The organism is Agriterribacter sp. (assembly GCF_035445465.1).
Classification (GTDB): domain Bacteria; phylum Bacteroidota; class Bacteroidia; order Chitinophagales; family Chitinophagaceae; genus Agriterribacter.
The window spans coordinates 1-25,206 of sequence record NZ_DAOMQT010000059.1; the positions used below are offsets into that span (position 1 = coordinate 1).

Consider the following 25,206-nt stretch of genomic DNA (forward strand, 5'->3'; position numbering starts at 1 on the left):
TAGTCATGAGCACAGCAGTACAATTTGTTCACGAACAATTGACCACTTCCAAAACATTCCCTAACTTCAAGGCAGGCGATAATGTTACTGTTAATTATAAAGTAGTAGAAGGTAATAAAACCCGTATCCAGGGTTTTAAAGGTGATGTTATTAAACGCCAGGGCACGGGGCATACTGCCACTTTTACCGTTCGTAAAATTTCCGATGGTGTGGGTGTAGAAAGAACCTTTCCTGTGTTTTCCCCTAATATTGATGCTGTTATCCTCCACAAGGTGGGTAAAGTACGCCGTGCCAAACTGTATTTCCTCCGCAGCCGCAGTGGCAAAAGCGCCAGGATCAGGGAAAAAAGAGCGGGGATATAATTTGATCTTCAAAAAAAATATAATGCAAGCGGAAACCTCATGGTTTCCGTTTGCTGTTAAAGCCGGGTTAACCTCAAAGAGAATTTTATATTTTGGTGGAACAACCAATTAAAATTGTAACTTTGTTTGCTCAACTTTTAAATATTTATACGATGCTTTTACTGAACTACAATTCTTTATTGATATCAATGCCGGGAGGTACCGAGTGGATACTGATCATTCTTGCTGTGCTGATTCTTTTTGGTGGACGTAAGATTCCTGAATTTATGCGTGGTCTGGGACGTGGTATCCGTGAATTTAATGATGCCAAAAGCAACGTTAAAAAGGAAATAGAAGAAGGGATGTCTGAAAAGGATGCTGCTGCCACGAAAGAGGCTTAATTTTTCATTCAACAATATTCCGCCGGTAATAATAAAGATTCGTCTTTGTTATTACCGGCAATTTTTTGTGCAAGGAGGCGCTGTATATATGCTAACAGTGCAGCTTACCCGCCGATCAGCATCCGCCCGTTTTCTTTTACAGACCGGTAAACCGCTTCCACCACTTTTATATCTTTCAGCCCTTCTTCACCCGGCACCAGCACCGGTGTATTTTGCAATATAGCCTGGGCATCCTCATCCATTTGTTTGGCCTGCTGGTTGGGAATGTTAGCATTCAGTGCTTTACCATCACTGGTCGTTCCTTTTATTCCGCCATATGCCTGAAACGGCTCCAGCTTATACCAGCCCTTTGTACAGGTAACCTGGAGGCTGTTCATGTTTTTTCCAAAGCTTGTTTCGCATTCGGCTATGGCCCCGCCGGGAAACTCCAGCCTGAATTGCATGGTTTCATCCAGGTTTTTATAAATATCCGGCCGGGCAGTGCTTTGCTTAGCGGTTACGGCAATGGGTTCTTCTCCTGTTACATACCGCGCCGCGTTTAAGGGGTATACGCCCATATCGTACATTGCCCCGCCACCCATTTCTTTTTTCTGCTTCCAGTGATCGGTGCGTGAGTCAAAATATCCCGCCCTGGCAATCACCTCCTTTACGGCGCCATAGGTTTTGTCTTTCCGGAACTGAATAATACGCTGTGTATTGGGTTCATGCTGCATACGATAACCGATGCTGAGCTTTACCTTATTTTTTTTGCAGGCGTCAATCATCGCCCGGCATTCTGCAACACTTACAGCCATAGGCTTTTCGCACCATACATGCTTGCCCGCATTAGCGGCTTTAATAACATATTCGGCATGCATGGAGGGTGGCAGAACAATATAAATAACATCTATATCGGCATTGCCGGCGATATCATCAAAGCTTTGATAGTTGTAGGTATTTTTTTCCGGAATATGATATTGCTGCTGCCAGCGTTTGGCCTTATCGGGCGAGCCGGTTACAATACCCTTTAAGCTGCAATATCGGGTAAGCTGTAAAGCCGGCGCCAGTAAATCAGTACTGTAATAACCCAATCCAACCAGGGCCACGCCGAGCTTTTCTTTTTTGGAGAAGCCTTTCACCAAGGAAAATGCTTCATTGCCCATAGTTAATGCAGCCAGGCTGCCTAAGCTGTTTTTTATAAATATCCGTCTGGTACTCATGCTGGTGAATATTAAGCTGTTTATGCTTTTTGGTGTATTGGCAACAGCAAATGGCACAGTTGCCGGCCATCTCTACTATCGCACTCCGCTTTATCTTAAAAATAAGACTTTTCGGCTATATTTCCGGACAAAGCCACTGCGAAACATTGTTTTTCGTGATCACTCAACCCATCCAACTCCTGTTTTACCGGTGAACGGATATAAAATAACGATGAAATTCATTCATCCCCTGAAACCGGATCACTGCCGAAAACAGGCTTCCATTCCGCCAGTTGAAAGCCCTTTTTGCGTTTATAGTTGAAATACGATTTTTATGAAAACAATATTCGCCCTTTTTGTTCTGGTGGCATCAGCGGGCACTTTAAAGGCGCAAACCGGTAATTATCATTTCACATCGAACCAGCAGCAGCAGGTGAAATATGATTCTGCCAATAAAGTATATTTTATTGACCGTGAGATCAACAGGGCTTCCGACATAACCATTGAAAAAAATATCATCTCTTTTGTAACCGCCGGTAATGATAAAAGCAGCGTGTATATTAATAATATAAGTCTTGAGTCTTTAGCTAATAGAGTAAGCTTTACGTTGAGCGGACGTGATATCCTCAGCGGCAAGCACGTAAAACTTGGTTTTTGGTTTATTGCCGGCGTATTAGACGAGGTGAGCTATACCAATGAAGCCATAGCGCACAGCATCGCATATAAAGACCTTTCAGATATAAATGAAACAGCATCAAATGCCATTGCCGCTGTACACACGCTTAAATAATTTAAAAGCATAAGCAAAATATTTCCCTGATCCGTACCCTTTAGTTTCAATTACCCGGAGCATCTGTGAAACCAGGTGCTTCTTTTTTTGTATACCAATGATGTTGTGTGGTAAAATACGATCAATTTTTTTCCGTAGTTGTTTTTCAACACATAGTCATATAGATCACATAGGGACACATAGGAACACATTTTGAAAGGGCATTCGTGCATTCGTGGCATCGAAAGAATAAGTATGGCAGTTATTGAGTAAGTCCTATATATTCCCAGATCAGTGAACAGGCACATCACCAGAAGAAAACATGGTCAATTACCATTGCTTTTAGCAAACTGCATTTCATGCAATTTGGCATAGAAGCCCTCCAGCTCCAGTAATTCAGTATGTGTTCCTGCTTCTTTGATCTCTCCTTTATCCAATACAATTATTTTATCTGCTTTCCGGATGGTAGAAAGCCGGTGGGCAATAACAATAGAAGTGCGCCCTTCAATTAAGGTATCAATAGCGTGTTGTATCAGTTGCTCGCTTTCCGTATCTACCGATGATGTAGCTTCATCCAGGATAAGAATAGACGGATTATACAGCAGTGCGCGGATAAAAGACAGGAGTTGGCGCTGGCCCAATGATAGGGTGCTCCCTCTCTCCATTACATTGTAATCGTAGCCGCCCGGCAATTGCATAATAAAATCATGCATCCCGATCAGCTTCGCCGCCTGTATTACCTCCTCCCGGCCGATAGCATCATTGCGGAGCGTTACATTGTCGTGTATGGAGCCGGAAAATAAAAAAACATCCTGCAGTACCACACCTGTTTTACTGCGCAGCGCATCCAGCTTATATTGATCTATGTTAACATCATCAATCAATATGGCGCCCTTCTGAATTTGGTAAAGCCGGTTAATTAAACTGATAACAGATGTTTTTCCACTCCCGGTATGCCCTACAATGGCAAGGGTTTCGCCCGGCTGAATGGCAAATGAAATATCTTTTAAAACATAGTTGTCTTTATTATAAGCAAACCATACTCCTTTAAATTCTACTTTTCCCTTAACGGTCAAAGGCGCATAATTCCCTTCCCTCACAATAAAATCCGGGTTATCCAATACTTTAAATATTCTTTCACTGGCCACCATGCCCATTTGCAATACATTAAATTTATCGGCTATCATCCGCAAGGGGCGAAATAATAAGTTCAGGTAAAGCATAAAGGCGATCATTATACCCAGCGTAGCATCACCCTGTATGGCATCGCGGGCGCTCCACCATATCATTAAGCCCATAGATACCGCCATTATAATTTCCACAAAAGGAAAGAAAACAGAATACGCAAAAATGGCCCTGATATTGGCATTGCGGTGCTCCCTGTTGATCTTTTTAAATTTGGCAAACTCCCTGTCTTCCGCTGCAAAGGCCTGCAGCACCGCCATGCCCGTGATATGCTCCTGCGCAAAGGCGTTGAGCTGGGCAACCGCGTTCCTTACTTTTTGAAAAGATACATTCACGCTTTCTTTAAACCACCAGGTTACAACAATTAAAACGGGCAGTATGGCCATACACACCAGGGTGAGTTTCCAGTCGGTAAAAAACATAACTGCCAGTATGGCAATAATGGAAAGCAGATCGGCAATAATAGAGATCAATCCTTCTGAAAAAATATCGTTAACTGCTTCTATATCATTGATGGTACGCGTGGTTAGTGTTCCAATGGGTGTTCTGTCGAACTGCGACAGGTTAAGATGGATCACTTTTTTATATACGGTAATGCGAAGATCCTTTACAACCGTTTGCCCAAGCCATGAAGTAAGAAAAGAAAAATAAAAACGTAAAGCGGTTTCAGCCAAAAGCAAGCCAATTTGTATAATGGTAATAACAATTACCGTATTTACCAATCCGCCCCTGATGTATTTGTCTACCGTTACCTGGATGAGCCACGGACGTACGGGCGACATCACAGCCAGTACAATAGCCAGTGTTATAGAAATGAAGAATTGCTTTTTATAGGGCGCTGCATATCTAAATACCCGCCTGAGCAAGCCGAAGTCGAAAATTTTTTTGGCCGGTGATACTGCTGACATAATTAGAGCGCAAACCTACGTAAATTTTGCTTGTTCATTGTTTCAGCTGATCTGTTTCCCAGGGCAGTTCTACTATCATCTGCATATCCGGCCGACCAAACACCAGTGAGCAACAAAATATATTTTCAACAACAAAAAATTTTTTACCAGGTTCATCAGGGAAAAATTTCCTGTACACTATGCAAATAAGTCTTCCATTAACACTTCCGCCTGTATGCGTCCCAGATAGTATTCATTTTTCCGGGTACCATAAGTGGTGATCATAGTAGGGAACAGCGTTTTTTTTGTACCGGTTTCAGCGCGGAAAACATTCACTTTCGTATCCAGTTCGGCAGCATATTTTTTATCTATCACGAACTCGCTGCCGGAAAATTTCATTTCACAAATATTGATACAGCGATCCTGCCGGTCCAGCAGCAGGTCAATCTGTGCCCCTTGAGCCCCTTTTCCGGGTGCATGTCTCCAGGTGGCGGCATTCATCAATACACCTTCTATTCCGAGCCTGCGCCTGATCTGTAATACATGTTTCTGGCAAATGGATTCAAAAGCAAAGCCGCTCCAGCTAATATAGGCAGGCGTTCCGTATTGCCGGAGCCAGGCGCCGCCCGCGGTGTCCTTTGCATGCTCAATGAACTTGAGGTAAAACAGCGAGTATTCGTCCGACAGCTTATAAATACCTTCATTGGTGTTCTTTTGAAAAGGAATGTAAGGCGTAATAAAACCCGATTCTTCCAGCTCCTGCAGGATCCGTGAAGTGGTGCCTCCGGAAGTAAAGCCGCATTCGTTGATAATTTCATTACGCGAGAGGCCTTTCCCTTTGGCAGCCAGTGCGCGGATCACCCGTTCATGGTTTTCCGAATGGGCAAACAGCGATTTATAGAGATTGCTGAATTCAATTTTTAAAGGGCCGTCTTTGGTAAAGCAAAGCCGGTCTATTACCTGGGCAGCGCTTTCTCCGGGGTTAACGTTTCGCAGGTAGTGTGGTATGCCGCCCATAGCCATATACAATTGCAGCTGGTTGTACTGGTCGAGTATAACACCCTTACTTTTCAGGTATGCCTGTGTTTCTCCCAGCGTAAATGGAAGCAATCGGATCGTTTGGGTGACCCGGTTATGGAGACCGCCCCGGTTGTTAATGATCCTGTCTATCATCCAGGAAGCAGCCGATCCGCAGATAATTACTTTTAAATGGGATTTTTTGGAAGCGGAAGCGTTCCACCAGTGGTCAAAGGCTTGTAGAAAACCAGACTTACGGGTGTCAGTCCAGGGAAACTCATCAAAGAAAATAACGGCAGGTTTGCCGGAAGGAAGTGTATCAAGATAGGTGTCCAGCATCGTAAATGCCTGTAGCCAGTTGGCAGGGATAGCCAGGGCCACTGCGCTTTTGGCAGCCAGTTGGAGGGCCCGGCTGAAATTTTCAAGCTGCGTTTTCATTGTAGCCCCGTGAATGCCGGTAAATTCGAATACCATCTCATCTTTACAGAAAGTACGTACGAGATATGTTTTGCCTACCCGGCGGCGGCCGTAGATGGCGATCAGTTCGGGTTCAGGGCTTGCCAGCCTGCCCGCCAGTATTTTCTGCTCCGCAATACGCCCGGTGATCTTCATGAATATTTATTTCCATCCAAAATTAGCATTTTTATGCTATTTTGGACAAATATATTAAATTATATGGAGCCAATTTTTTGTAAAAAGTCATATTTTGGACGAATATATTTCAACGCTTTCCGGTTAAATGCATCGGCAGGAATGAGGTATTGGTGAATTTTGTTTTTTTGACACATTATAAGAGTAAGTATTTCGGTGTATGAAGATCCGCGAAGCGGGAAACAGCCGAAGGCTACGGAAGTGCCTCGTAATGCACTTTGGTCTTACCCATTCGGCAAGGCAGAGGACGATCTGTCCAGTCCTTTTGTTACCGGTTATATATTGCCATGAGCCGATTATACCATGTATTCGGCTCAGAAATAGTTAAAAAATGAGCCAAATAGAACAATTATTCGGCTCATACAAATTTAGAGGCTAAAGATGCGGGTATTTCTTCCGGGTAATAAATAGAAGTATAAAGCGTATAGCCTTCAACAGGATTTCAATATTGAAAGAATAAGCATTTCGGTGTGTGGAGACAAAACAAAAAACAGTTATTGATCGTATTACTTATTACTGCTCCGTACTATAGCATATTTGGCATTATCAAAAAACTTCTTATCTTGAAGGTGCTTTTTTAATCCTTCAATCTTTTGACTGCCTGCCCCCGTCCCTGCCTGCCGTTCGGCAGTTCAGGCAGGCGTACCGATCCGGGCGGGCGGGCCCTGCCACTACCCGAACCCGATTTCAAAAAAACATGAGCCGGTATTAGCGGGAACTGTGATGTCTTTGTATATGCTTGACTTTACAGGAAACTGCAAAAATGGTGCATGTGGTTGGGAGTGGTGAAGCTGTATGCCGGATATTGCCTAACTTAATACCGCTTATCGTTTATTTGCGCTGTTTGTCTATTTCTTTTTTTGGTACAGCTCAGTTTACATTATTTGCCTGTATGGTTAATACCTCCATAGAACCATCCGTCTTCCTTTATCCGGGCGTTCTGTACCGGTAAGGTACGCCCTCGTTCATGCCGCATACTGGATCATGATCACCGCTTTTTTTATTTAAAAAAAAATACGTGATCGTAAAGGCGGGACTTCCCTCCTTTGTTACCTGCGTATCTGTGCGGCTGCTGTTGCTTATCGCCATCGCATATATTAACCTGCATTACCTGCTTCCCCGGTACCTGCTCACGGGCAAATACCTGGAATATTTTTTTTTCGTAGTGCTTTCCATAGCCGGGTACCTGCTGGTACAGGGATTGTTTGATATTTTTTTATACGGCTATGTGCTCGGCCCTATGAGAAGGAATTTCTTTTGGGAAACGATCTCTTATAATTTCTTCAGCACGCTAAATTGTAATTAAGGGATCCATTAAATCCATGCATGCTATTTTTCCGGAAAAGCTTTTTATGCGGGTGCATAAATCGTTTATCGTTGCCAGGAACAGGATCATTCGCGTGGAAAGAAATAAGATTATTTTAAAAAATCACCAGGTACCCATAGGCAGAAATTATAAAGAAGCGCTGGAGTTGTGGATGTATGGCAAAAGATAAAGCGCTAAGGGAACTGCCTGAATACCGTTAACCGAAGGAGCAGTTCTACAAAAATAAAACCTATCGCCAGCAATGCCATTGGATGAAACCGTTCCGTATATAACCGGGTAGTAGTGATATTAAGTTTTGTTTTTTCAAGCTGATCTATTTCCTGGTAAATGGCCTCAAGCCCCTGGTTAGCCTTAGCACGGAAATATTTACCGCCTGTTTCCGCTGCAATTTCTTCCAGCAGGGGCTCATCAATATTTACCTTTTCCTGCTGCATAATGATTTGTCCGCCGGGGCCCTGCACCGGGGTGCTGGCATAACCATCCGAGCCTATGCCAATGGTATATACCTTTATTCCCAGGGATTTGGCTATTTCCTTGGCCGTCCTGGGGTCAATCAACCCACCGTTGTTTTCACCGTCGGTAAGCAATATTACCACTTTGCTTTTGGCTTCACTGCTGCGTAAGCGGTCAACACTCGTGGCTAACCCTGAGCCTATTGCTGTTCCATCCACTAAAAATCCTCCATCTACCTGGTATATCTGCGATTCCAATACGGCGTGATCACCCGTAACCGGGCATTGCGTAAAGCTCTCCCCTGCAAATACCACCAACCCTATCCTGTCTGCCGGCCGGTTGCGCACAAAATCTCCGGCTACTTTTTTGGCTGCTTCCAGCCGGTTGGGATGAAAATCCTGGGCCAGCATGCTGCCGCTCACGTCTAAGCACAATACAATATCTATTCCTTCGCCCTCCACATGCTTTTCATCATTATGGGTTTGCGGCCTTGCAAGCGCCAATATAATGCAGGTTAGGGCCAGCAGCCGCATTACAAAAGGAATATACCTGAGCTTGTTTTTGAGCGAATGTGTATTCCGGAAACTTTTAAGCGAAGAAACCATCATGGTGCCACGCATCCTGCTGGCATAACTGATATACCATCCGGCCAATACCGGAATGATCAGCAACAGGAACAATACCCCGGGATTCGCAAATTCAATATGTTCAAAATAATCTCTGAGCACTTTTATTGTTTTAAATGATCCAGCGCCCGTATCACTTTTTCGATAGTATGCAACGAAGCGGAAGCCAGCTCTTTCCCGGGCTGATACCTGGCAAACTTAACGGCATCGGATATGCGCAATGCTTCAGCGGTTTTACTCACCATTTGCTTATCCAGCATACCATTAAGCAACAACAACAATTCATCTGTTGTTTTTTGTAAAGCCGGGATGCTGAATCTTCTTTCTATATATACTTTAAATATGCCTGTTAATATACTGTAATGCTTTTTCCATTCCTCATTATTTGTCAACTGTTCAGCCTCCAGCGCACGGAGGCTGTTTATTGCTTCTTCCAACGGTGAAAGGGTGCTGCTATGCACACCGGAAGCTATTGGCTTAGCCGTTCTTGATTTCAGCCATAGCCATACTAAAATGCCCAGCACGGCTAATGATAATATGCCCGCCACCCAATACCACCAGGGCGTTTTTTCATCCGGCACATCAATGATCTCCCTGATATCATGGTAGGTGCTGTCTTTTAATTGAACGGGAACAATCGTTACAGGCAGGGAATCTGCACGTATTGTTTGTTTATTGATGGTAACCTTTACAGCGGGTATCACCCAAATGCCCGAATCAAAACCCGTAATGGTAAAAGACTGGCGATAGGTGGTAACGGAGGCTTCCATTGCAGAATCCATTGGCGACCTGCTCAGCACTTCAAGATGATTAAAGCTGTCGGGCAGGTTAAACCATTTTGTTACGGGGCGGCCGGGGCTGGTTTTTACCTCAATATGCAATTCAACGGGCTCACCGATCAGCACATGATCGCGGTTCACGGAAGCTTTTATGGTTGCAGAAGAAGACTGGGCAGAAGCCACAGCGGTAAAAAAGAGGCAATGAGCCAGCAGCGTAAACAAGTATACCGGTAACCGCCCTGGCGATCCGGAATTAAAAATGCACCCAACGGGGCCTATTAAACGAATGCGCCCTTTTATATATTTACATTTCTTCATCGCAGGCTACCAGGGAGTAATTTATTTTGCTGCTTTTTTTCTCTTTGAAAAAAACCGCTGTAACACTTTTACGTAATCTTCATCCGTTCGCAGGTAAAGCAGGTCGGCGCCCGATTTTAGAAAAGAAAGCCTGCAGGCTTCTTCATTCCGCATAAACTGTTCGTGATAATTATACTGTACCATTTTGTCGTTGGTATCAATCCATTGCGTGCGGCCCGTTTCTGCGTCCTGCACCTGCGTCATACCTATTTCAGGCAAGTCCATATCCATTTTATCGTACACTTTAATACCAATAACATCGTGGCGGTTGCCGGCAACCCTCAGGGGATCATCGTACTGTTCTACCATGAAATCGCTTAAAATAAAGGCAATGCTTTTTTGCTTAACGGCGGTATTAAAGAACCGTACCGCTTCATTCAGGTTGGTTCCTTTGCTTTTAGGCTGTACGGTTAATAATTCCCTCACCACATACAACGCATGCTCCTTACCCTTTTTAGGCGGAATGTAAAATTCAATTTTATCGCTAAAAAAAATAACACCTACCTTATCATTATTATTTACGGCAGAAAAAGCCAGCACGGCGCACACCTCGGTGATCAGGTCTTTTTTGCGCTGCTGCACGGTTCCAAACAGGGAGCTGGCGCTAATGTCTACCAGCAGCATCATGGTAAGCTCTCTTTCCTCTTCAAACAGCTTGCTGAACGGGGCGCCCATACGGGCAGATACATTCCAGTCTATAAACCGCACATCATCTCCTGCCGCGTATTCCCTCACTTCCTTAAACACCATGCCCCGGCCTTTGAACGCCGTGTGGTATTCACCGGTAAAGAAATTGGTAGTGAGCTTTTTGCTCCTGATCTCCAGCTCTTTTACCTTTTTTAATATGTCGGCTACGCTTAAAGTGTTATCAGCACTTTTAGCGCTAACGCGTTTTTTTGCTTTCATATTGCTATTAGCTGTCAGCAATGAGCCGTCAGCTTTCAGTTGAGTAATTGCTAATGATAAGCTACGTACTCTTGTTTCATTTCTCACTTTTCTCTCTTCTTCGAATTTGAAATTTGTATCTTATTTGGTTCTTGTAATTTGGTTTTTGATACTTTGTATTTCATCAGCGGTCTGTCCCTCCTTTGTCGGGTACCGACCGCTTTCATCACATCTCCCTTGCTCTAAACCGATGAGGTTTCCCTACCCTGCAATTGCCAGCCCGTAAACCTCATGGGTTTCGCTTCTCCCATTTTCAAATTCCCTCATTTTCAAATTCTCACGGCACATTCACCGCTCTTAATATTTCTTCTACCACAATTTCGGCATTAATACTTTCCGCTTCCGCTTCATAGGTTAATCCTATACGATGACGGATCACATCTTTGGCAATGCTCCTTACATCTTCAGGTATAACATAACCCCGCTTGTTCAAAAACGCATGTGCCTTAGCCGCCAGGGCCAGGTTAATGGAAGCCCGGGGCGATCCCCCGTAAGCGATGAGCGGTTTGAGTTTATCTAACCGGTATTGTGATGGATTACGGGTTGCAAAAACAATATCTAATATATAGTTCTCTATCTTTTCATCCATATATACCTCCCTTACCAGGTCTCTCGCCTGCAATACTTCTAATGTGCTCACTACCTGTTTTATAGGAGGAATTTTAACCCGGTTCAAATTCTGGCGAACAATAAGCAGCTCTTCTTCCCGGCTGGGATAATCAATCAGCACTTTCAGCATAAAGCGGTCAACCTGCGCCTCGGGCAACGGGTAAGTGCCTTCCTGGTCAATAGGATTTTGTGTAGCCAGCACCAAAAATGGCTCATCCAGCTTATATGTGGTTTCGCCAATGGTTACCTGCCTTTCCTGCATGGCTTCTAACAGGGCGCTCTGCACTTTAGCGGGGGCGCGGTTAATTTCATCGGCCAAAATGAAATTGGCGAAGATGGGCCCCCTGCGCACCACAAATTCATGCTTTTGCTGGTGATAGATCATTGTTCCAATCACATCTGCCGGCAGCAGGTCGGGCGTAAACTGTATGCGGCTGAATTTGGCGTTAACAGATTGCGCCAGCGATTTAATAGAAAGTGTTTTAGCCAGCCCGGGCACACCTTCCAGCAGCACATGCCCGTTGCTGAGCAAACCAATCAGCAGGCGGTTAATCATATACTGCTGACCAACGATTATGGTGGCTATCTCGCTTTCCAAACGGTCAACAAAGGAGCCGGCTTCCTGTATTCTTTCATTTAACCGTTGAATATCTTCTGCGGTTTGTAATATCATTTATAATGCGGATTTATACGATAAAAGCGTAAACTGCCTGGTTACTAACGCAATGATACGCCTCAAGTTGCAAAGCCTTTGCCAAAAATCACAGATAAGCTCATTCTCTGTTTTTAGAATCTATCACAATCGTTACTGGCCCGTCATTGATCAACGCCACTTTCATATCGGCACCAAAAATACCGGTTTGTATTTTTTTCCCGAGATCATTTTCTAATTGAACGATCATTTTTTCATACAGGGGAATAGCCATATCACTTTTGCCGGCCCTGCTGTACGAAGGCCGGTTACCCTTTTTGGTGGATGCGTGTAAAGTAAACTGGCTCACTAATAAAATATCGCCCCCCGTTTCTTTGATACTTACATTCATCACACCCTGTGCATCATTAAAAATACGCATATGCACCATTTTGGCGCTTACCCATTCTATATCTCCGGCGCTGTCGGTATCCGTTATGCCCAGTAATACCAGCAACCCGTTTTTAATAATGCCGCTTATTTTACCTTCTACCGTAACGGAAGCTTCCGAAACACGTTGTATTACTGCCCGCATAAATGCCCGCTTTTACTGCACTGCAAGTTAATGTGAAAATAAATTGGCGGAAAAAAACTAATTTTCCTGCACAATCCCATCCGTATTGAAACAATAATAAGCAACCGGAAAGATACACATAACGTAGGGGTATGTTAATCGTAAGATGACAGAGGTTAGACGTGAAATTGTGCTCACGTTTCACCTTTCACTTCCAACAATGAGATATGACATAATATAATTACAGTAGTATGAGCAAAGTAGACATACGGAAGGAAATTATATTTAAAACTGCCAGGAGCGGCGGTAAAGGCGGTCAAAATGTTAACAAGGTGGAGACCATGGTGGAAGGCTATTTTGATATTGACCGGTCGGCCCTGCTGGATGAGGAGCAAAAACAATTGGTAAAGCAAAAGCTCCGCAATAAGATCAACGCTGATGGGTTATTGCTGGTGAAGTCACAGGCGGCGCGTACCCAATTAGACAATAAGCAATTGGTGGTAAAAAAGATGAACGACCTCATTAATCAATCCTTAATAAAGCCCCGAAAAAGAATAGCCAGCAAACCTACCAAAGCCGCTAAGCAAAAGCGGATGGAGGAAAAGAAAATAAAGGGGCAGATAAAGGAAGGAAGGCGTAAGGTGAGACCGGAGGAGTGAGATAATGATTGTGGTAACATAAACCTTGTATCCCTTCGGGATAGAGAAAAGCTTTATTGAAGCAATTCGGAACAGTCTACATGAGCGGTACTAACGCAACTGCCGGGCAGAATTATCAATACATATACTTAGCTTTTTGAAGACACCGGTTAAATGAAAAGGCGGTCATTGGACATAAGGGATGCAGCTATTTCCTTTCTCCCTTTTTTAGCCTTATCTTTAAGATACCATTATGAAAGCAGGCGCCGGTTATATTGCAGTTGTGTTTTTATTCCTGCTGTGCAGTTGCCAGAAAGAATTAAAAGATGATGACAGTACAGGTAAATCCTATACCGTACACATCGTATTCCAGCCTGTTGTGCAGGGGCAGCCTTTGATCTTCAATCAACCCTATACCAACGCTTTCGGAGAAGATTATACGGTTACCGCCTTCCGGTTTTATATAAGCGCCTTGTCGCTGCAAAATAACCATACCGTTTTACCCGTGACCAATGAAGTTAAATACCGGCTTGCAGATGCAGCCATTGGCAATACCCTTTCCTTCACCGTTTCCACTGATCAAAACACCTTTAATGGTCTTTCTTTTCAGTTAGGAGTAGACAGCATTGATAATGTAAGCGGCGCCCAGAGCGGCGATCTTGACCCGGCCAAAGGCATGTTCTGGACCTGGAACAGCGGCTACATTATGGCCAAGCTTGAAGGGGCTTCTTCTTTTTCTACCGTTCCGGACGGCAATTTTACCTATCATATTGGGGGCTTCAGCGGAGAGCACAAAGCCATACGCTCCATTGTGCTCCCCGCTCCGGAAGGCCGGCAAATAACGTTAAAGGATAGCCGCACAACCACTGTTGTTATTAAGGCCGATATAAGCAAATGGTTCAATGCCGTGCATGCTTTATCCATAGCCGATAACGCATTCGTGCATAGCCCCGGTTCATTAGCCGGCTTATATGCAGACAATTATGCCACCATGTTCAGCATAGCATCAATAACAGAAGAATGATGCATCGCGCCGTCATATCGCTTATAGGGTTGCTGCTTGGCTGCTTATTATTCCTGGAAGCCTGTAAAAAACAGGGTAGTGTTGCGGCTCCGTTAGTACCGTTGCAATTCATAATACCACCGGGATTTCCCGACCCGGTATATAAGTTTGAAAATAATACGCTCAGCCAGCAGGGCTTTGAATTGGGAAAGAAGCTGTTTTACGATGGCCGTCTTTCGCAGGATGGCAATTTCCCCTGTGCTTCCTGCCACCAGCAGTTCGCCGCGTTTGCCACTTTTGATCATCCATTTAGTCATGGTTTCAACAACCAGTTTACCACCCGCAACGCCCCGGGCTTATTTAATGTGGCCTGGATGAAGGAAATGCACTGGGACGGGGGCATCAATCATATTGAAGTGCAGCCGCTGGCGCCTATTGTTGCCGAAAATGAAATGGCAGAAACCATAGATAACGTCATTGCCAAACTAAAGGATGACGCCGCTTACCGGCAGATGTTCAAAACGGTTTTTGGCGATGAAGAGATCAATTCGCAAAGAATGCTTAAAGCGTTAACACAGTTCGTTGCTATGTTAGTTTCGGCCGATTCCAAATACGATAAAGTAAAAAGGGGCACAGCTTCTTTTACGGAAGCCGAAGCGGCAGGCTACCAGGTTTTTCAGGCAAAATGTGCTGCCTGTCATACAGAACCCTTATTTACCGATCATTCGTTCAGGAATACAGGCCTGCCGGTAAACGATATATTAAAAGACGTTGGCCGCATGCATGTTACCGGCAACCCTGCCGATTCGCTCAAGTTTAAAGTGCCCAGCCTCAGGAATGTATATGCCACTTTTCCTTACGGGCACGATGGACGCTTTTATTCCATAGGAGCCGTTATAGATCATTACCGCTTTGGCGTGGTGAGCAGCCCTACCACCGACCCGCTGGTAAAAGATAAGATAGCGATCAGCGATTACGAAAAGCTGGACCTGCTGGCTTTTTTACGAACACTTACCGATTCCACGTTCATTAATAATAAAAGCTTTGCGGCAGCCGAATAAATACAGGAGTTCCCCCGTATCTCTCACATTTATATATTCCTACCCATAGACCAATAATTTCCCGCCCGCCTACCGGAGGCCAGGTAAACGCGAAATAATGCTTTCCTATAAAAGTTGCAGCCATTTCTGCTTCAACCTTAAAAAAAAGATTCTTTTTCCTGATTACTTTTTGAGTTGTACTGCGATATAAGCTAAAGCGCCTGCATTCCGGTAGAATGAAAAGACGCAGCTTATGACTTTCACCCCGGCCTGCCTGCAATAACGCACTGAATCATTTCTTACAACCGTCAAAAAAAATGTATGAGCACTCAAAATCCCACAACTGTTCTCATCCGGTATATGGATGGGCAAAACAAAGGACAAACTGAAAAGTTTACAGTAACGCCCACCCTGAACATCACTATCGGCAGGGGCGATGCCAATCTTATCGCCTTCGATCCGGCAAATGATATCATCAGCCGGCAGCATTGTCATATCCGGGTAAACCCGCAGGTTCCGGATACCTATGAAATAACCGATCTGCAAAGTAAGAACGGCACTTATGTAAACGGGCAGGTTATTACAGGAACAACTGCGCTCATAGCCGGTGATACGATCCGGCTGGGCAAAGAAGGTCCCCTTTTAGCATTCAATTTGGATCCTAAACCCGTTTCCCATATCAAAAAAACCCGTGTGGTAGACGCGGTGGATGGTTCATCTAAGGAAACGAAGCTGCATCAGGCTGCTCCTGCGGCTGCTAACACCGCATTGCCTAAGGAAACCATTGGCAAGCAAACGATGCTGCACATGATAGCGCAATCCGAGAAGAAGAGTCGCAAGGGTGTTCTTGTTGCCATTGCAGCGTTGCTGATCCTTATGGGAACGGCTGGCTGGCTGGTATACTCCAATCGTTCCGCATCCCAGGTAATCCATATCGCTGGCGCAAATACAGATTCTTCAGGAAGTGCACGATCGCTTTCTGCCGCCCAGATCAATAAAGCCAATGAAACTAAAGTGGTATCCATAGAACTGGGCTGGAAACTGGAATTAACCAATACCGGGGAGCAGCTCTACCATGTGTACCTGCCACAGAAAACGCAGCAGGGCACCATGTACATGGCAGCTTATGTTACCAATAATACGGGTGCCACAGAGCCCTGGCTCTCTACACAAAGTGCATCACCACAGGGTGCAGACCTGCGGCCCATAGGAGGTTTTGGCACAGGAACCGGCTTTGTAGTAGATGAACGCGGCTTTATTATGACCAACCGCCATGTAGCAACACCCTGGCTCACCTCCTACCAGTTTTCTCCCGATGCTTTCCCCGGACTGCTCATTGGAATGAATGAGAAGGGAGAGCTTGCTGTTAATGAAAAAGTGAGCATTAGCCAGGAACAGGTAAGTAATTGGGTGCCTGCGGAAGCCATGAACTATAACCGGCAACTGATCCAGGCAGGCGTTAAAATGATTGACGGCCGCTCTGCCTACCTGGATGTTACTTTTGCCAACAATTCATTACGCACCCCGGCAAAAGTTGTGCGTATTTCCAACGTTCATGATGTGGCGATGATAAAAATTGAACTACCTGAAACACTTACGCAGGTAGAAATGTTCGACAATTATAATGAAATAGAACCTGGCAGCCCTGTAGTGGTGATGGGATATCCCGGTATGTCGCCCGACCAGTTTGTTGCCAACCGCTCGCAGGATGCTTTTAACCGTAACCCCAATATTGTAAAAGTACCGGTGCCAACGGTAAGCACCGGTAATATCGGGCGCTTGGTAAAGGGTAGCAGCAGCGGTAATAAAATAGATGAATACCTGAGCGTTATGGGCGATTATTACCAGCTTACCATTAATTCCACCGGCCCCGGTAACAGTGGCGGACCAATGTTTGATGAGCAGGGACGTGTAATAGGCATTTATTCTGCGGGTAACTCAACCATGTCTTATTCTATACCCATTAAATATGCCATTGAACTGATGGGCAGGCAGGAAGTGATTCGATAACAGGATGCCCTTCGGTATATGATCACCTGCTTTTTTTGACGGGCACTGCCTCAAACCGCCGGCTCCCCCGTACGGGGAGCCGCGGCAGGCAGCCGTTATGACACGTTCATGGTAAAATATTTTTATGCGATTTCCCTGGCAAAAAAAAACAGACCGTGCTTTCGTAAATAGTACAACAGCAATTTCATGTAATATTTATTGCTTATCGGAAACCGGCCCGGCCCGTAGTTCCAATGAAGACCGTATTCTTTATTTCTGCCCTGGCCAAAACCAGGATGCCTGGTTTGCTATGGTGGCCGATGGTATGGGCGGACATAATGCGGGAGAAGTGGCCAGCAGGATAGCCTGTGAATCGGCAAGAGCATACATGGAGCGGGAATACAACCGGCATGAGGCTAAAAAAATGCTAAAGGCACTGGTGCAGGTAATGCATCACAACATTCGCACCACTTCCGCTAACGATCCGGCCTGCAGCGGTATGGGCACTACCTCAACAGCGGTCTTCATCAGCGGTAATACCCTCAGCTTTGCCCATGTGGGAGACAGCCGCCTGTACTTTTTTTCAAACAATGAACTGGTGCAATGCACTACAGATCAAACCCTGGTAACCCAGATGATAAGGGAAGGGAAAGTAAAACCGGAAGAAGCCCGCAATCATGATATGAAACATGTGCTGATGCAGGCGCTGGGTACGGCAGACCAGGTTAGCCCGCAGATAGGCGGGCCGCTGCCTGTGCATCCGGGTGACTATTATTTTTTATGTTCCGATGGTATTTATGATATGTTATCCGATGCCGAGCTGGCATTGCTCTTTTCCATGCGCCGGCCGGAGTTTGCCATGGAATGTATTAAAGCCCTTTGTTTTGAGCGTGTTGCACGCGATAATTTTTCAGCATTGCTGATCGAAATAAACGCCGGGCAGGAAGTGATCAGCAATGGAGTCACCAAAGAACAAAATATTATGTTATGAAGCAGCCCAGTAATGAAGCGTATGAAATATTGGATAAAATAGGAGAAGGCGGTATGGGTACCGTATACCTTGCAAAAGATGTGATGCTGGAACGTTATGCAGCCATTAAGATATTGAATAAGCCGGTAAACACGTCTACCGAACAGATGCAGGCCCGCTTTCAGCAGGAGGCGCTGGCGCTGGCTAAATTAAACCACCCCAATATAACGCACCTCTATGCTTTTATTCCCCGCGGGGATACCTACTGGATGGTGATGGAATATGTGAAAGGCAATACACTGGAAGAATGGCTGCACAAAAAAGGCGCTATGAGCTCCCTTATGGCATGCAGTATGGTAAGCCAGTTACTTAACGGGTTAGAACATGCGCATCGCAAAGGTATTATACACCGCGATCTCAAACCTGCCAACATAATAATTTCGGAAGAAGGAGAAGTGAAGATCATGGATTTTGGCATAGCCCGCATACGCAATTCGCAGCGGCTAACCCAGCAGGGGAAATCGGTGGGCACCCTGGAATATATGGCGCCCGAACAAATACAGGGAAAGGAGGGCGATGAGCTATCGGACATCTATGCAACGGGAAATATTTTATATGAATTGCTCTGCGGGCATCCCCCGTTCAACGGCGATACGGATTACCATCTGATGAAAGCAAAGCTGGAAGAAAAGCCTCCGCCTGATCCTGAACTTATCAGCAAAACCACCCCCGCACTACAGCAGGTAATATTTAAGGCTTTGGAAAAAAAATCAGCAAAGCGTTTTCCCTCGGTGAGCGCTTTCAAAGCAGCGCTTCTTAAAAGTATTCCATCTGCTTTACTCAATGAAGCGGAACTGGCGGAAATGCTGAAGCGGGATGTGCAGGAAAAACCACAGCCGGCAACCAACTATAAGGGCATGCCGCTCAGTATAAGTCAACGCTGGTTATCACTGCCGGCCGCCATTCGGGCATTGTCAGCAACGCCGGGAGCAGTAAAGCTTCCACCCATCAGGGCATTTAAGTTCGAGAACATAGCTGCGTATCTCAACCGGTGGAATACAAATAAATCCATCGTATTGCTTATTGGGGTCGTTATACTGTGTGCAGCATTGCTTACCGCCAATTATTACAGCAACAGGGATAAGGAAAAGCGCATAGGACAAAGCGCCGGCAGTGTCGTCAGCAAGGAATATCATGTAGCCCTTCCGTTAAACGAAGCACCGGCGCAAATACCCAAAAACACGGGTATTATTGAAGAGCAGTTAGCAAAAAACAGCCTGCCTTACATGTCGGCGCCGGAACCCGTGCGGGCAAAGGAAGACTCCGGCAAGAAAAAAACAAAACCGCTGCCGGTTGAAAAAGTAAAGGATAAAGAAAGTCAAACTCCGGATAAAAACGAGGCTGCTCCGGAAGAGGAAGTTACAGAGGAGTCTCTGCCACCCACTCCAGCCAATGCTTTAACCCGGCCGATAAGCGTTCCTGCCGGAAAAAAGATAAGCGTAATTTTAGACCAGGATCTGAGCTCGGAAGAAAAACATAAAGACGGCGCTATCGTTCGCCTTCACTGCAACGAAGATGTGGAGGCAGGAGGCAGGGTAATTATAAAAAAAGGAGCGCCTGTTTACGGCAAAATTGTGGACGTAACACCGGCCCAGGGCAGAAGAAAAGCGCTTATCGGCTTTGTTATTCAACGGGTGCAGGCTACCGATGGAAGCAGCATCAGGCTGCAATCCGAACGATTCCGGCTGAAAGGGCAGGCCAATAACGTTCCTGCTGTTTACAAAGAGGGCACTCCATTTAGTGTAATCCTGGGCAAGGGAACGGTAAAGTGAATTTATATTTTTACATGCGCCCAGTTCTCTTTGGTTTTAATACGGTGTACCTGCATATCAGATACCCCGTATTTATCCGCGATTTCCCGGAGCGTCTTTTTTTCTTTCAGCAGCTTCTTTATTCCTTTTACTTTCCTGATGTCAAGCTTCGGTCCTTTTTTGGTGGGATTCTCTTTCCGCCTTTTTAAAGCAGCTTTTACCCTTGGGTTCTTTTTGTTGTGCGCCGATACCTCATCCTGGGTTGCCCATTTAAGGTTGCTGTATTTATTATTCTCATAATTGTGATCAAGATGAATAATAAAATTCTGCTTCGCTTTGGGCTTGGGCAAAAAATGTTTTGCTACCAGCCGGTGGATCAAAGCGGTATAGTATTCACCGTTTAGCTTTTTTCGCCATATCGGGTAATTGGCCTGCCTGCTCAGCCGCAATACAAAGCCATCCGATATCCGCTTATTGTACTTAACTAACCTGCCATGATTGGAGATGGCATACTTGTACCATACAGCGCCTTTGGTTTCATGCTCAGGGAGGTCCTTCCAAATTTCGCTGGGAAGCATCTTTACAGATTCTCTGATAGCCATTTTTTTTGTTTTTGTCTGATGAATGTATAACGGTTATAATAATCAAAATGTGCTTCGCCACAGGTAAGTGCGTAAATTCATAGAAAGAGGTTGTACAGCGGGAGTAAGGTGATGCTTTAATATATGCCACCGAAGTTACAACATCAGCCAATATCAAAATCAATTATTATCGTATTTGTTTTGGAGTGCCGGCGGCAGGTTAAAATATAACCCTGCCTCACTTCCTCGTCTTCCGGCCAAAAGGCATATCCATACCCCGCAGCAGGGCCGCAACCTTATATTTCCAGTCCTTCAACCAGTATAATGACCATATTCTTTTCCAATTGTTCGGCCGAGATCTTTTGTTTGGAACGATGCCAGGATTCGATACCGCTTATGGCATGCAGCATAATCAGCACTGCAGTGGGGGCATCAATGGCTTTAAGTTCTTTTTTTCGTATCCCGTTTTCTATAATGGCGGCTAACCGCTGGCGGTAATTTTTCCGTTGTACTTTATAATTAGACAAATAAGGTTCTGAAAGATGCCGCCACTCCCTGTCGGCCACATGCACATCTTCATAGTTGTTAACCATGTGCTGAATATGGAACCGCAGGATGGCTTTGATCTTATCAATAGCAGGTTGCGTACTGACTTCTATTTTTTCAAGATGTTCCATAAAAATATTAGCAACCCTGAAGCAAATAACCTGCAGGATCTCCGCCTTGGATTGAATATGGTTATACAGGCTGGCTGCTTCTACGCCTACCGCTTCTGCCAGGTCTCTCATGGAGGTTCCGGAAAAGCTTTTTTCCCTGAAAAGCCTGGCGGCCTTACCGATAATGACTTCTTTCTTTGTGCTGTTGCGCTGGGTTTTGATAGTGGGCATAATGAATAGATCTTAAGGTATTTCCCTTCGAATTTCGGATTTTTATCTTTCGGATTTGAAATTTGTATTTTATTTGGCTTTGAGGCCCGATGAACCACATATCTATTAAGATTTCATTAAAATCGGTTATTATATCATTGACATTCGCTACTAATCTTGTATTTTGCATCAGGTAATTGTGCGGTACAATGCCACGTTAGGGCCTGCTTAGGGTGTTTCCATGTTTTTGGAGAGGTTTTGTAAAACAAATGCATTTTTAATGAAGAAGATATTCGTATCAATTTTGTTTTTAGCCTTTATTTCATCTTCCATTGCACAGGTAGATGGCGTGGTGCAGGAGGGCGAATTTGGTATAACAGTAGGCGCAGCACATTATTTTGGCGACATTAATACCAATGCAGCCATTAACCGCCCCAAGCCGGCGCTCGGTGTTTTTTTTCGTAAACAGTTTGGAGAATATATCGCACTCCGCCTTGGCGTGCATTATGCGCAATTAGGCTATTCAGACGTTTACAGTAAGAACGATTTTCAAAAAAGAAGGAACCTCAGCTTTAACAGTAATATTTGGGAAGCCACCCTGCAGGGTGATTTTAATTTTATGCGTTTTGTACCGGGAGAGCCGGAATTTGGTTTTACGCCTTATGTTACTTTAGGTATTGGCGCATTTAACTATGATCCCTACGCGTACTTACAGGGGAAAAAATATTTTCTCCGGCCGCTGGGTACAGAAGGGCAGGGTTCATCCTTATATCCCGGGCGTAAGCCTTACAGCGCTGTGGCTTTCTGCCTTCCGTTGGGTATGGGCATTAAATACAATATTAACCCTAATATCAACTTTTCTTTTGAGGTAGCCTACCGGTTTACCACTACCGACTATCTTGATGATGTAAGCGCTTATTATGCTCCCGATGCATTTGCCAGCACGCTGCCCGATGGCTCATCTACCCCCTGGTATGCACTGCAGGACCGTTCTTATGAAACGGGAGATGGCGTAAGAATAGGCACAAAAGGCCGCCAGCGCGGGTTCCGTAACCAAACAGACGCATATGTTATAGCAGAAGTTGGATTAGCGTTTACGCTTACTTCGTATAGGTGCCCTACCGCAAAGTAACCAACCCGCAAAAATAAAATCCTTAAATATCCGTCAATTAATCCGGGCATAATCCGCTTATTAGCTTCGGCTGCTTCCGTATTTTTATTAACCACTAATTTTGCAGCACAATGCTGCGCACCATTTCGGATTTTAATTACGTTAACGAGTTTAAGAAATTTATAACCGGGCAATACCTTACCAAAGGGCTTCGCATTACCGTAGGAGCCATATTGCCTGCCCTGGTGTTATATCATTTCAACTGGTTGTCTGTTGGCATTGCCCTGCCTTTGGGCGCGCTGATGGTTAGCCTTACCGATTCTCCCGGCCCCATCCATCACCGAAGGAATGGCATGCTGGTAAGTAATGTCCTGAATTTTACCATAGCCATCATCATAGGCTATATACGTAATTACCCCTGGCTGCTGGCTATAGAGCTTACGGCTTTAAGCTTCTTTCTCTCCTTTATTGGCATCTATGGTAACCGCGCCAATTCTATAGGGCTTATTGCCATTATTGTAATGGTGCTTAACATTGACGTGCATCATATACAGGAGCGGGTGATCAGCGATGCACTTTTTATTTTGGGGGGAGGGGTATGGTATATGCTCCTGAGCCTTTTATTGTATTCGTTGCGGCCCTACCGGCTTATTCAGCAGGCGCTCGGGGAATGCATTTTTCTTACCGCCTCTTATCTTAAAACAAAATCAAAATTATATAAAGCCGATGCGAACGATGATGATGTATACAAAGAATTGCTTCCCCTGCAAATAAGCATACACAACCAGCAGGAGCAATTGCGGGAATTATTGTTCAAAGCAAGGGGGTTTACGCGGGAGTCTACAGCCAGAGGACGAACCTTAATGATGATGTTCATTGATTCGGTTGACCTGTTTGAGCAGGTAATGACATCACAACAAAATTATAAGGCCCTCCATCATTATTTTAAAGACGGAAAGATCATGGAGCCTTTCCGGCAACTTATTCTGGAAGTAGCCAACGAACTGGAAAAAATAGGACTGGTTATACAAAGCGGTTTCCCCTCGCGGAATGAGGAAAGGTTAGATGCGTTCATTAATGAAACAGAGCAGGAGTTTGTTGCCTACAGGAACAGCCATTTGAACCCGGATACGCTTGAGGGCTTTATTAGCCTGAGGCACATCCTTAATTCAATTAAAGACATTAGCGAACGCATTAAGCGGCTGCATACCTACACGGCTTACAGCAGCGAGGCAGGCAATGCTGTAAAGCAGGAAATAGATGTGAAGCAATTTGTTTCCCGGCAGGACTTTGATGTAAAATTACTTGCTGAAAACTTTTCACTCCAGTCTAATATATTCCGCCATTCACTGCGGATAAGCATTTGTATGCTGGCAGGTTATACGATCGGGCAGTTCCTCCCCTTTGGACACAGCTACTGGATACTTTTAACTATCGTTACCATTTTGAAGCCCGCATACAGCATAAGCAAAAAAAGAAATATCGAACGCCTGTCCGGAACCGTAGCAGGCGCAGCACTTGGCTTTATATTATTGTATTTCGTACACAATAACACCATATTATTTGGTTTTATGGTGCTTTCCATGGTTATCGGGTATAGTTTTTTACAGATCCAGTATTCCATTAGCGTGGCAGCTATTACGATATATGTGTTATTTTCTTTCCATTTCATGCATCCTGCCGATTTTAAAAGCCTCGCCACGGACCGTGTAATAGACACCGCTATAGGATCTGTTATTTCCTTTACCGCCGCCTTTTTCTTTTTGCCAAAATGGGAGCAGGAACAGGTACACGAATATATTCATAAGCTCATGGAAGCCAACCTGCAGTATTTTAGTGCAGTAGCGCAGGCGTTTTACGATGTAGCGCCGGAGATTGTAGTATACAAAATGGCAAGAAAAGACACGTATGTTGCTTTGGCCAATCTTTCGGATGCCTTTCAGCGCTTGTTGTCGGAGCCCAGGAATAAAATCAGTCAGCCCGAATTGCTTCACCACCTGGTGGTTAGTAATCATATGCTTAGCTCACATATTGCTACCCTGGGAACCTATTCCCGCTCCCTGGCGCTGCGGTACCATTCGGATGCCTTTAAACCTGTAGCCAACAGCATAGCATTACAAATGCAGTTGGGTATTGCCCTGTCTCAGCACAATGGAAGCGGGATAGCGGATGCCACCGGAAAGGGGTTTTCGCGGATCCGCGATATTATACAGGGGCTTTTAGCACAAAGAATTTCGGAGTTAACCGAAGGAGCAGGAAACAGCAATGTAAGGAAAACATTATCAGGCTTTAAAACAATAACAGATCAATTTGAGCTGATCTATACCATAACTATAGATATCAACAATGTGCTCAGGAAAATGAAAGTACACCCTGATAAACGATAAGTATCCTATCTTTTACCCGCTTTCAAGGCGGGTGCATTTAAAATTGTCGCACCGCTTTGCTTCGTGTGGGCGGCGGAGAC

General features: G+C 44.9%; 23 protein-coding genes. 13 read left to right on the top strand and 10 right to left on the bottom strand.

What is annotated here, in order from left to right; genetic code table 11:
* Positions 1-5 precede the first annotated feature (5 nt).
* Together rplS and PLE34_RS18785 are read left to right on the top strand one after the other, a co-directional pair.
* Positions 6-362: a 50S ribosomal protein L19 gene (gene rplS / locus PLE34_RS18780; protein WP_324559470.1), complete on the top strand. Its 357-nt coding sequence runs from the start codon at positions 6-8 to the stop codon at positions 360-362.
* Between the two features lie 122 nt (positions 363-484).
* Positions 485-742 carry a Sec-independent protein translocase subunit TatA/TatB gene (locus PLE34_RS18785; protein ID WP_324559426.1) on the top strand — a complete coding sequence of 86 codons (258 nt, stop codon included), beginning with the start codon at positions 485-487 and terminating at the stop codon, positions 740-742.
* A 104-nt stretch (positions 743-846) separates the two neighbouring features.
* On the opposite strand, the gene PLE34_RS18790 is transcribed toward PLE34_RS18785, so the two are convergent.
* On the bottom strand, positions 847-1,941 hold the full coding sequence (locus PLE34_RS18790) for a Gfo/Idh/MocA family protein (RefSeq protein WP_324559428.1): 1,095 nt from the start codon (positions 1,939-1,941) through the stop codon (positions 847-849).
* Positions 1,942-2,254: 313 nt separating this feature from the next.
* On the opposite strand from PLE34_RS18790, the gene PLE34_RS18795 reads away from it, so the two are divergent.
* Positions 2,255-2,710, top strand: a complete 456-nt coding sequence (locus PLE34_RS18795; protein WP_324559430.1) for a hypothetical protein — start codon at positions 2,255-2,257, stop codon at positions 2,708-2,710.
* A 305-nt stretch (positions 2,711-3,015) separates the two neighbouring features.
* On the opposite strand, the gene PLE34_RS18800 is transcribed toward PLE34_RS18795, so the two are convergent.
* Both PLE34_RS18800 and PLE34_RS18805 read right to left on the bottom strand, forming a co-directional pair.
* A complete protein-coding gene (locus tag PLE34_RS18800; RefSeq protein ID WP_324559432.1) occupies positions 3,016-4,782 on the bottom strand; it encodes an ABC transporter ATP-binding protein in 1,767 nt (588 codons plus the stop codon).
* Positions 4,783-4,959: 177 nt separating this feature from the next.
* Positions 4,960-6,390 carry an AAA family ATPase gene (locus PLE34_RS18805; protein ID WP_324559435.1) on the bottom strand — a complete coding sequence of 477 codons (1,431 nt, stop codon included), beginning with the start codon at positions 6,388-6,390 and terminating at the stop codon, positions 4,960-4,962.
* A gap of 1,057 nt (positions 6,391-7,447) precedes the next feature.
* Here PLE34_RS18805 and PLE34_RS18810 point away from each other — a divergent pair.
* Both PLE34_RS18810 and PLE34_RS18815 read left to right on the top strand, forming a co-directional pair.
* Positions 7,448-7,735 (top strand): hypothetical protein, encoded by a 288-nt coding sequence (locus tag PLE34_RS18810; protein WP_324559437.1) that lies wholly within the window; start codon positions 7,448-7,450, stop codon positions 7,733-7,735.
* Between the two features lie 16 nt (positions 7,736-7,751).
* Entirely contained in the window at positions 7,752-7,925 is a 174-nt protein-coding gene (locus tag PLE34_RS18815) for a LytTR family transcriptional regulator DNA-binding domain-containing protein (protein WP_324559439.1), read from the top strand.
* Positions 7,926-7,929: 4 nt separating this feature from the next.
* Here the strand turns inward: PLE34_RS18815 and PLE34_RS18820 are convergent, their stop codons facing one another.
* The 5 genes from PLE34_RS18820 to dtd all read right to left on the bottom strand — a co-directional run bounded on the left by PLE34_RS18820 (position 7,930) and on the right by dtd (position 12,751).
* Positions 7,930-8,937, bottom strand: a complete 1,008-nt coding sequence (locus tag PLE34_RS18820) for a vWA domain-containing protein (RefSeq protein WP_324559440.1) — start codon at positions 8,935-8,937, stop codon at positions 7,930-7,932.
* Positions 8,938-8,939: 2 nt separating this feature from the next.
* A complete protein-coding gene (locus tag PLE34_RS18825) occupies positions 8,940-9,932 on the bottom strand; it encodes a BatD family protein (protein WP_324559442.1) in 993 nt (330 codons plus the stop codon).
* Positions 9,933-9,953: 21 nt separating this feature from the next.
* Positions 9,954-10,877 carry a DUF58 domain-containing protein gene (locus PLE34_RS18830; protein ID WP_324559444.1) on the bottom strand — a complete coding sequence of 308 codons (924 nt, stop codon included), beginning with the start codon at positions 10,875-10,877 and terminating at the stop codon, positions 9,954-9,956.
* A 316-nt stretch (positions 10,878-11,193) separates the two neighbouring features.
* Entirely contained in the window at positions 11,194-12,198 is a 1,005-nt protein-coding gene (locus PLE34_RS18835; RefSeq protein ID WP_324559446.1) for an AAA family ATPase, read from the bottom strand.
* Positions 12,199-12,298: 100 nt separating this feature from the next.
* The gene (gene dtd, locus PLE34_RS18840; protein WP_324559448.1) at positions 12,299-12,751 is read right to left on the bottom strand and encodes a D-aminoacyl-tRNA deacylase; all 453 of its coding nucleotides are present in this window, start codon (positions 12,749-12,751) and stop codon (positions 12,299-12,301) included.
* 230 nt (positions 12,752-12,981) lie between these two features.
* On the opposite strand from dtd, the gene arfB reads away from it, so the two are divergent.
* The 6 genes from arfB to PLE34_RS18870 all read left to right on the top strand — a co-directional run bounded on the left by arfB (position 12,982) and on the right by PLE34_RS18870 (position 20,202).
* Positions 12,982-13,389 carry an alternative ribosome rescue aminoacyl-tRNA hydrolase ArfB gene (gene arfB, locus PLE34_RS18845; protein ID WP_324559450.1) on the top strand — a complete coding sequence of 136 codons (408 nt, stop codon included), beginning with the start codon at positions 12,982-12,984 and terminating at the stop codon, positions 13,387-13,389.
* A gap of 232 nt (positions 13,390-13,621) precedes the next feature.
* Positions 13,622-14,392 carry an MbnP family protein gene (locus PLE34_RS18850; RefSeq protein WP_324559452.1) on the top strand — a complete coding sequence of 257 codons (771 nt, stop codon included), beginning with the start codon at positions 13,622-13,624 and terminating at the stop codon, positions 14,390-14,392.
* Positions 14,389-15,432 (top strand): cytochrome-c peroxidase, encoded by a 1,044-nt coding sequence (locus PLE34_RS18855; RefSeq protein WP_324559454.1) that lies wholly within the window; start codon positions 14,389-14,391, stop codon positions 15,430-15,432. The genes PLE34_RS18850 and PLE34_RS18855 overlap by 4 nt, the downstream gene beginning before the upstream one ends.
* Before the next feature lie 300 nt (positions 15,433-15,732).
* Positions 15,733-17,421 (top strand): trypsin-like peptidase domain-containing protein, encoded by a 1,689-nt coding sequence (locus PLE34_RS18860; protein WP_324559456.1) that lies wholly within the window; start codon positions 15,733-15,735, stop codon positions 17,419-17,421.
* 124 nt (positions 17,422-17,545) lie between these two features.
* The gene (locus tag PLE34_RS18865; RefSeq protein ID WP_324559458.1) at positions 17,546-18,391 is read left to right on the top strand and encodes a PP2C family protein-serine/threonine phosphatase; all 846 of its coding nucleotides are present in this window, start codon (positions 17,546-17,548) and stop codon (positions 18,389-18,391) included.
* Positions 18,388-20,202 carry a serine/threonine protein kinase gene (locus tag PLE34_RS18870; RefSeq protein WP_324559460.1) on the top strand — a complete coding sequence of 605 codons (1,815 nt, stop codon included), beginning with the start codon at positions 18,388-18,390 and terminating at the stop codon, positions 20,200-20,202. Before PLE34_RS18865 ends, PLE34_RS18870 begins: the two co-directional genes overlap by 4 nt.
* A 2-nt stretch (positions 20,203-20,204) precedes the next feature.
* On the opposite strand, the gene PLE34_RS18875 is transcribed toward PLE34_RS18870, so the two are convergent.
* Both PLE34_RS18875 and PLE34_RS18880 read right to left on the bottom strand, forming a co-directional pair.
* A complete protein-coding gene (locus tag PLE34_RS18875) occupies positions 20,205-20,783 on the bottom strand; it encodes an HNH endonuclease (RefSeq protein ID WP_324559462.1) in 579 nt (192 codons plus the stop codon).
* Between the two features lie 275 nt (positions 20,784-21,058).
* Positions 21,059-21,649 (bottom strand): TetR/AcrR family transcriptional regulator, encoded by a 591-nt coding sequence (locus tag PLE34_RS18880; protein WP_324559464.1) that lies wholly within the window; start codon positions 21,647-21,649, stop codon positions 21,059-21,061.
* A gap of 259 nt (positions 21,650-21,908) precedes the next feature.
* Between PLE34_RS18880 and porG the strand changes: the two genes are divergently transcribed.
* Positions 21,909-22,760 (top strand): type IX secretion system protein PorG, encoded by an 852-nt coding sequence (gene porG, locus PLE34_RS18885; RefSeq protein ID WP_324559466.1) that lies wholly within the window; start codon positions 21,909-21,911, stop codon positions 22,758-22,760.
* Positions 22,761-22,870: 110 nt separating this feature from the next.
* The gene (locus PLE34_RS18890; RefSeq protein WP_324559468.1) at positions 22,871-25,126 is read left to right on the top strand and encodes an FUSC family membrane protein; all 2,256 of its coding nucleotides are present in this window, start codon (positions 22,871-22,873) and stop codon (positions 25,124-25,126) included.
* Positions 25,127-25,206: the final 80 nt, after the last annotated feature.

What these genes read in the sequence shown, in the direction of transcription:
- rplS (WP_324559470.1), top strand. Translation starts at nt 6, where the DNA reads ATGAGCACAGCAGTACAATTTGTTCACGAACAATTGACCACTTCCAAA.
- PLE34_RS18790 (WP_324559428.1), bottom strand. Translation starts at nt 1,941, where the DNA reads ATGAGTACCAGACGGATATTTATAAAAAACAGCTTAGGCAGCCTGGCT.
- PLE34_RS18795 (WP_324559430.1), top strand. Translation starts at nt 2,255, where the DNA reads ATGAAAACAATATTCGCCCTTTTTGTTCTGGTGGCATCAGCGGGCACT.
- PLE34_RS18800 (WP_324559432.1), bottom strand. Translation starts at nt 4,782, where the DNA reads ATGTCAGCAGTATCACCGGCCAAAAAAATTTTCGACTTCGGCTTGCTC.
- PLE34_RS18805 (WP_324559435.1), bottom strand. Translation starts at nt 6,390, where the DNA reads ATGAAGATCACCGGGCGTATTGCGGAGCAGAAAATACTGGCGGGCAGG.
- PLE34_RS18815 (WP_324559439.1), top strand. Translation starts at nt 7,752, where the DNA reads ATGCATGCTATTTTTCCGGAAAAGCTTTTTATGCGGGTGCATAAATCG.
- PLE34_RS18825 (WP_324559442.1), bottom strand. Translation starts at nt 9,932, where the DNA reads ATGAAGAAATGTAAATATATAAAAGGGCGCATTCGTTTAATAGGCCCC.
- PLE34_RS18830 (WP_324559444.1), bottom strand. Translation starts at nt 10,877, where the DNA reads ATGAAAGCAAAAAAACGCGTTAGCGCTAAAAGTGCTGATAACACTTTA.
- PLE34_RS18835 (WP_324559446.1), bottom strand. Translation starts at nt 12,198, where the DNA reads ATGATATTACAAACCGCAGAAGATATTCAACGGTTAAATGAAAGAATA.
- dtd (WP_324559448.1), bottom strand. Translation starts at nt 12,751, where the DNA reads ATGCGGGCAGTAATACAACGTGTTTCGGAAGCTTCCGTTACGGTAGAA.
- arfB (WP_324559450.1), top strand. Translation starts at nt 12,982, where the DNA reads ATGAGCAAAGTAGACATACGGAAGGAAATTATATTTAAAACTGCCAGG.
- PLE34_RS18850 (WP_324559452.1), top strand. Translation starts at nt 13,622, where the DNA reads ATGAAAGCAGGCGCCGGTTATATTGCAGTTGTGTTTTTATTCCTGCTG.
- PLE34_RS18855 (WP_324559454.1), top strand. Translation starts at nt 14,389, where the DNA reads ATGATGCATCGCGCCGTCATATCGCTTATAGGGTTGCTGCTTGGCTGC.
- PLE34_RS18860 (WP_324559456.1), top strand. Translation starts at nt 15,733, where the DNA reads ATGAGCACTCAAAATCCCACAACTGTTCTCATCCGGTATATGGATGGG.
- PLE34_RS18865 (WP_324559458.1), top strand. Translation starts at nt 17,546, where the DNA reads ATGCGATTTCCCTGGCAAAAAAAAACAGACCGTGCTTTCGTAAATAGT.
- PLE34_RS18870 (WP_324559460.1), top strand. Translation starts at nt 18,388, where the DNA reads ATGAAGCAGCCCAGTAATGAAGCGTATGAAATATTGGATAAAATAGGA.
- PLE34_RS18875 (WP_324559462.1), bottom strand. Translation starts at nt 20,783, where the DNA reads ATGGCTATCAGAGAATCTGTAAAGATGCTTCCCAGCGAAATTTGGAAG.
- PLE34_RS18880 (WP_324559464.1), bottom strand. Translation starts at nt 21,649, where the DNA reads ATGCCCACTATCAAAACCCAGCGCAACAGCACAAAGAAAGAAGTCATT.
- porG (WP_324559466.1), top strand. Translation starts at nt 21,909, where the DNA reads ATGAAGAAGATATTCGTATCAATTTTGTTTTTAGCCTTTATTTCATCT.
- PLE34_RS18890 (WP_324559468.1), top strand. Translation starts at nt 22,871, where the DNA reads ATGCTGCGCACCATTTCGGATTTTAATTACGTTAACGAGTTTAAGAAA.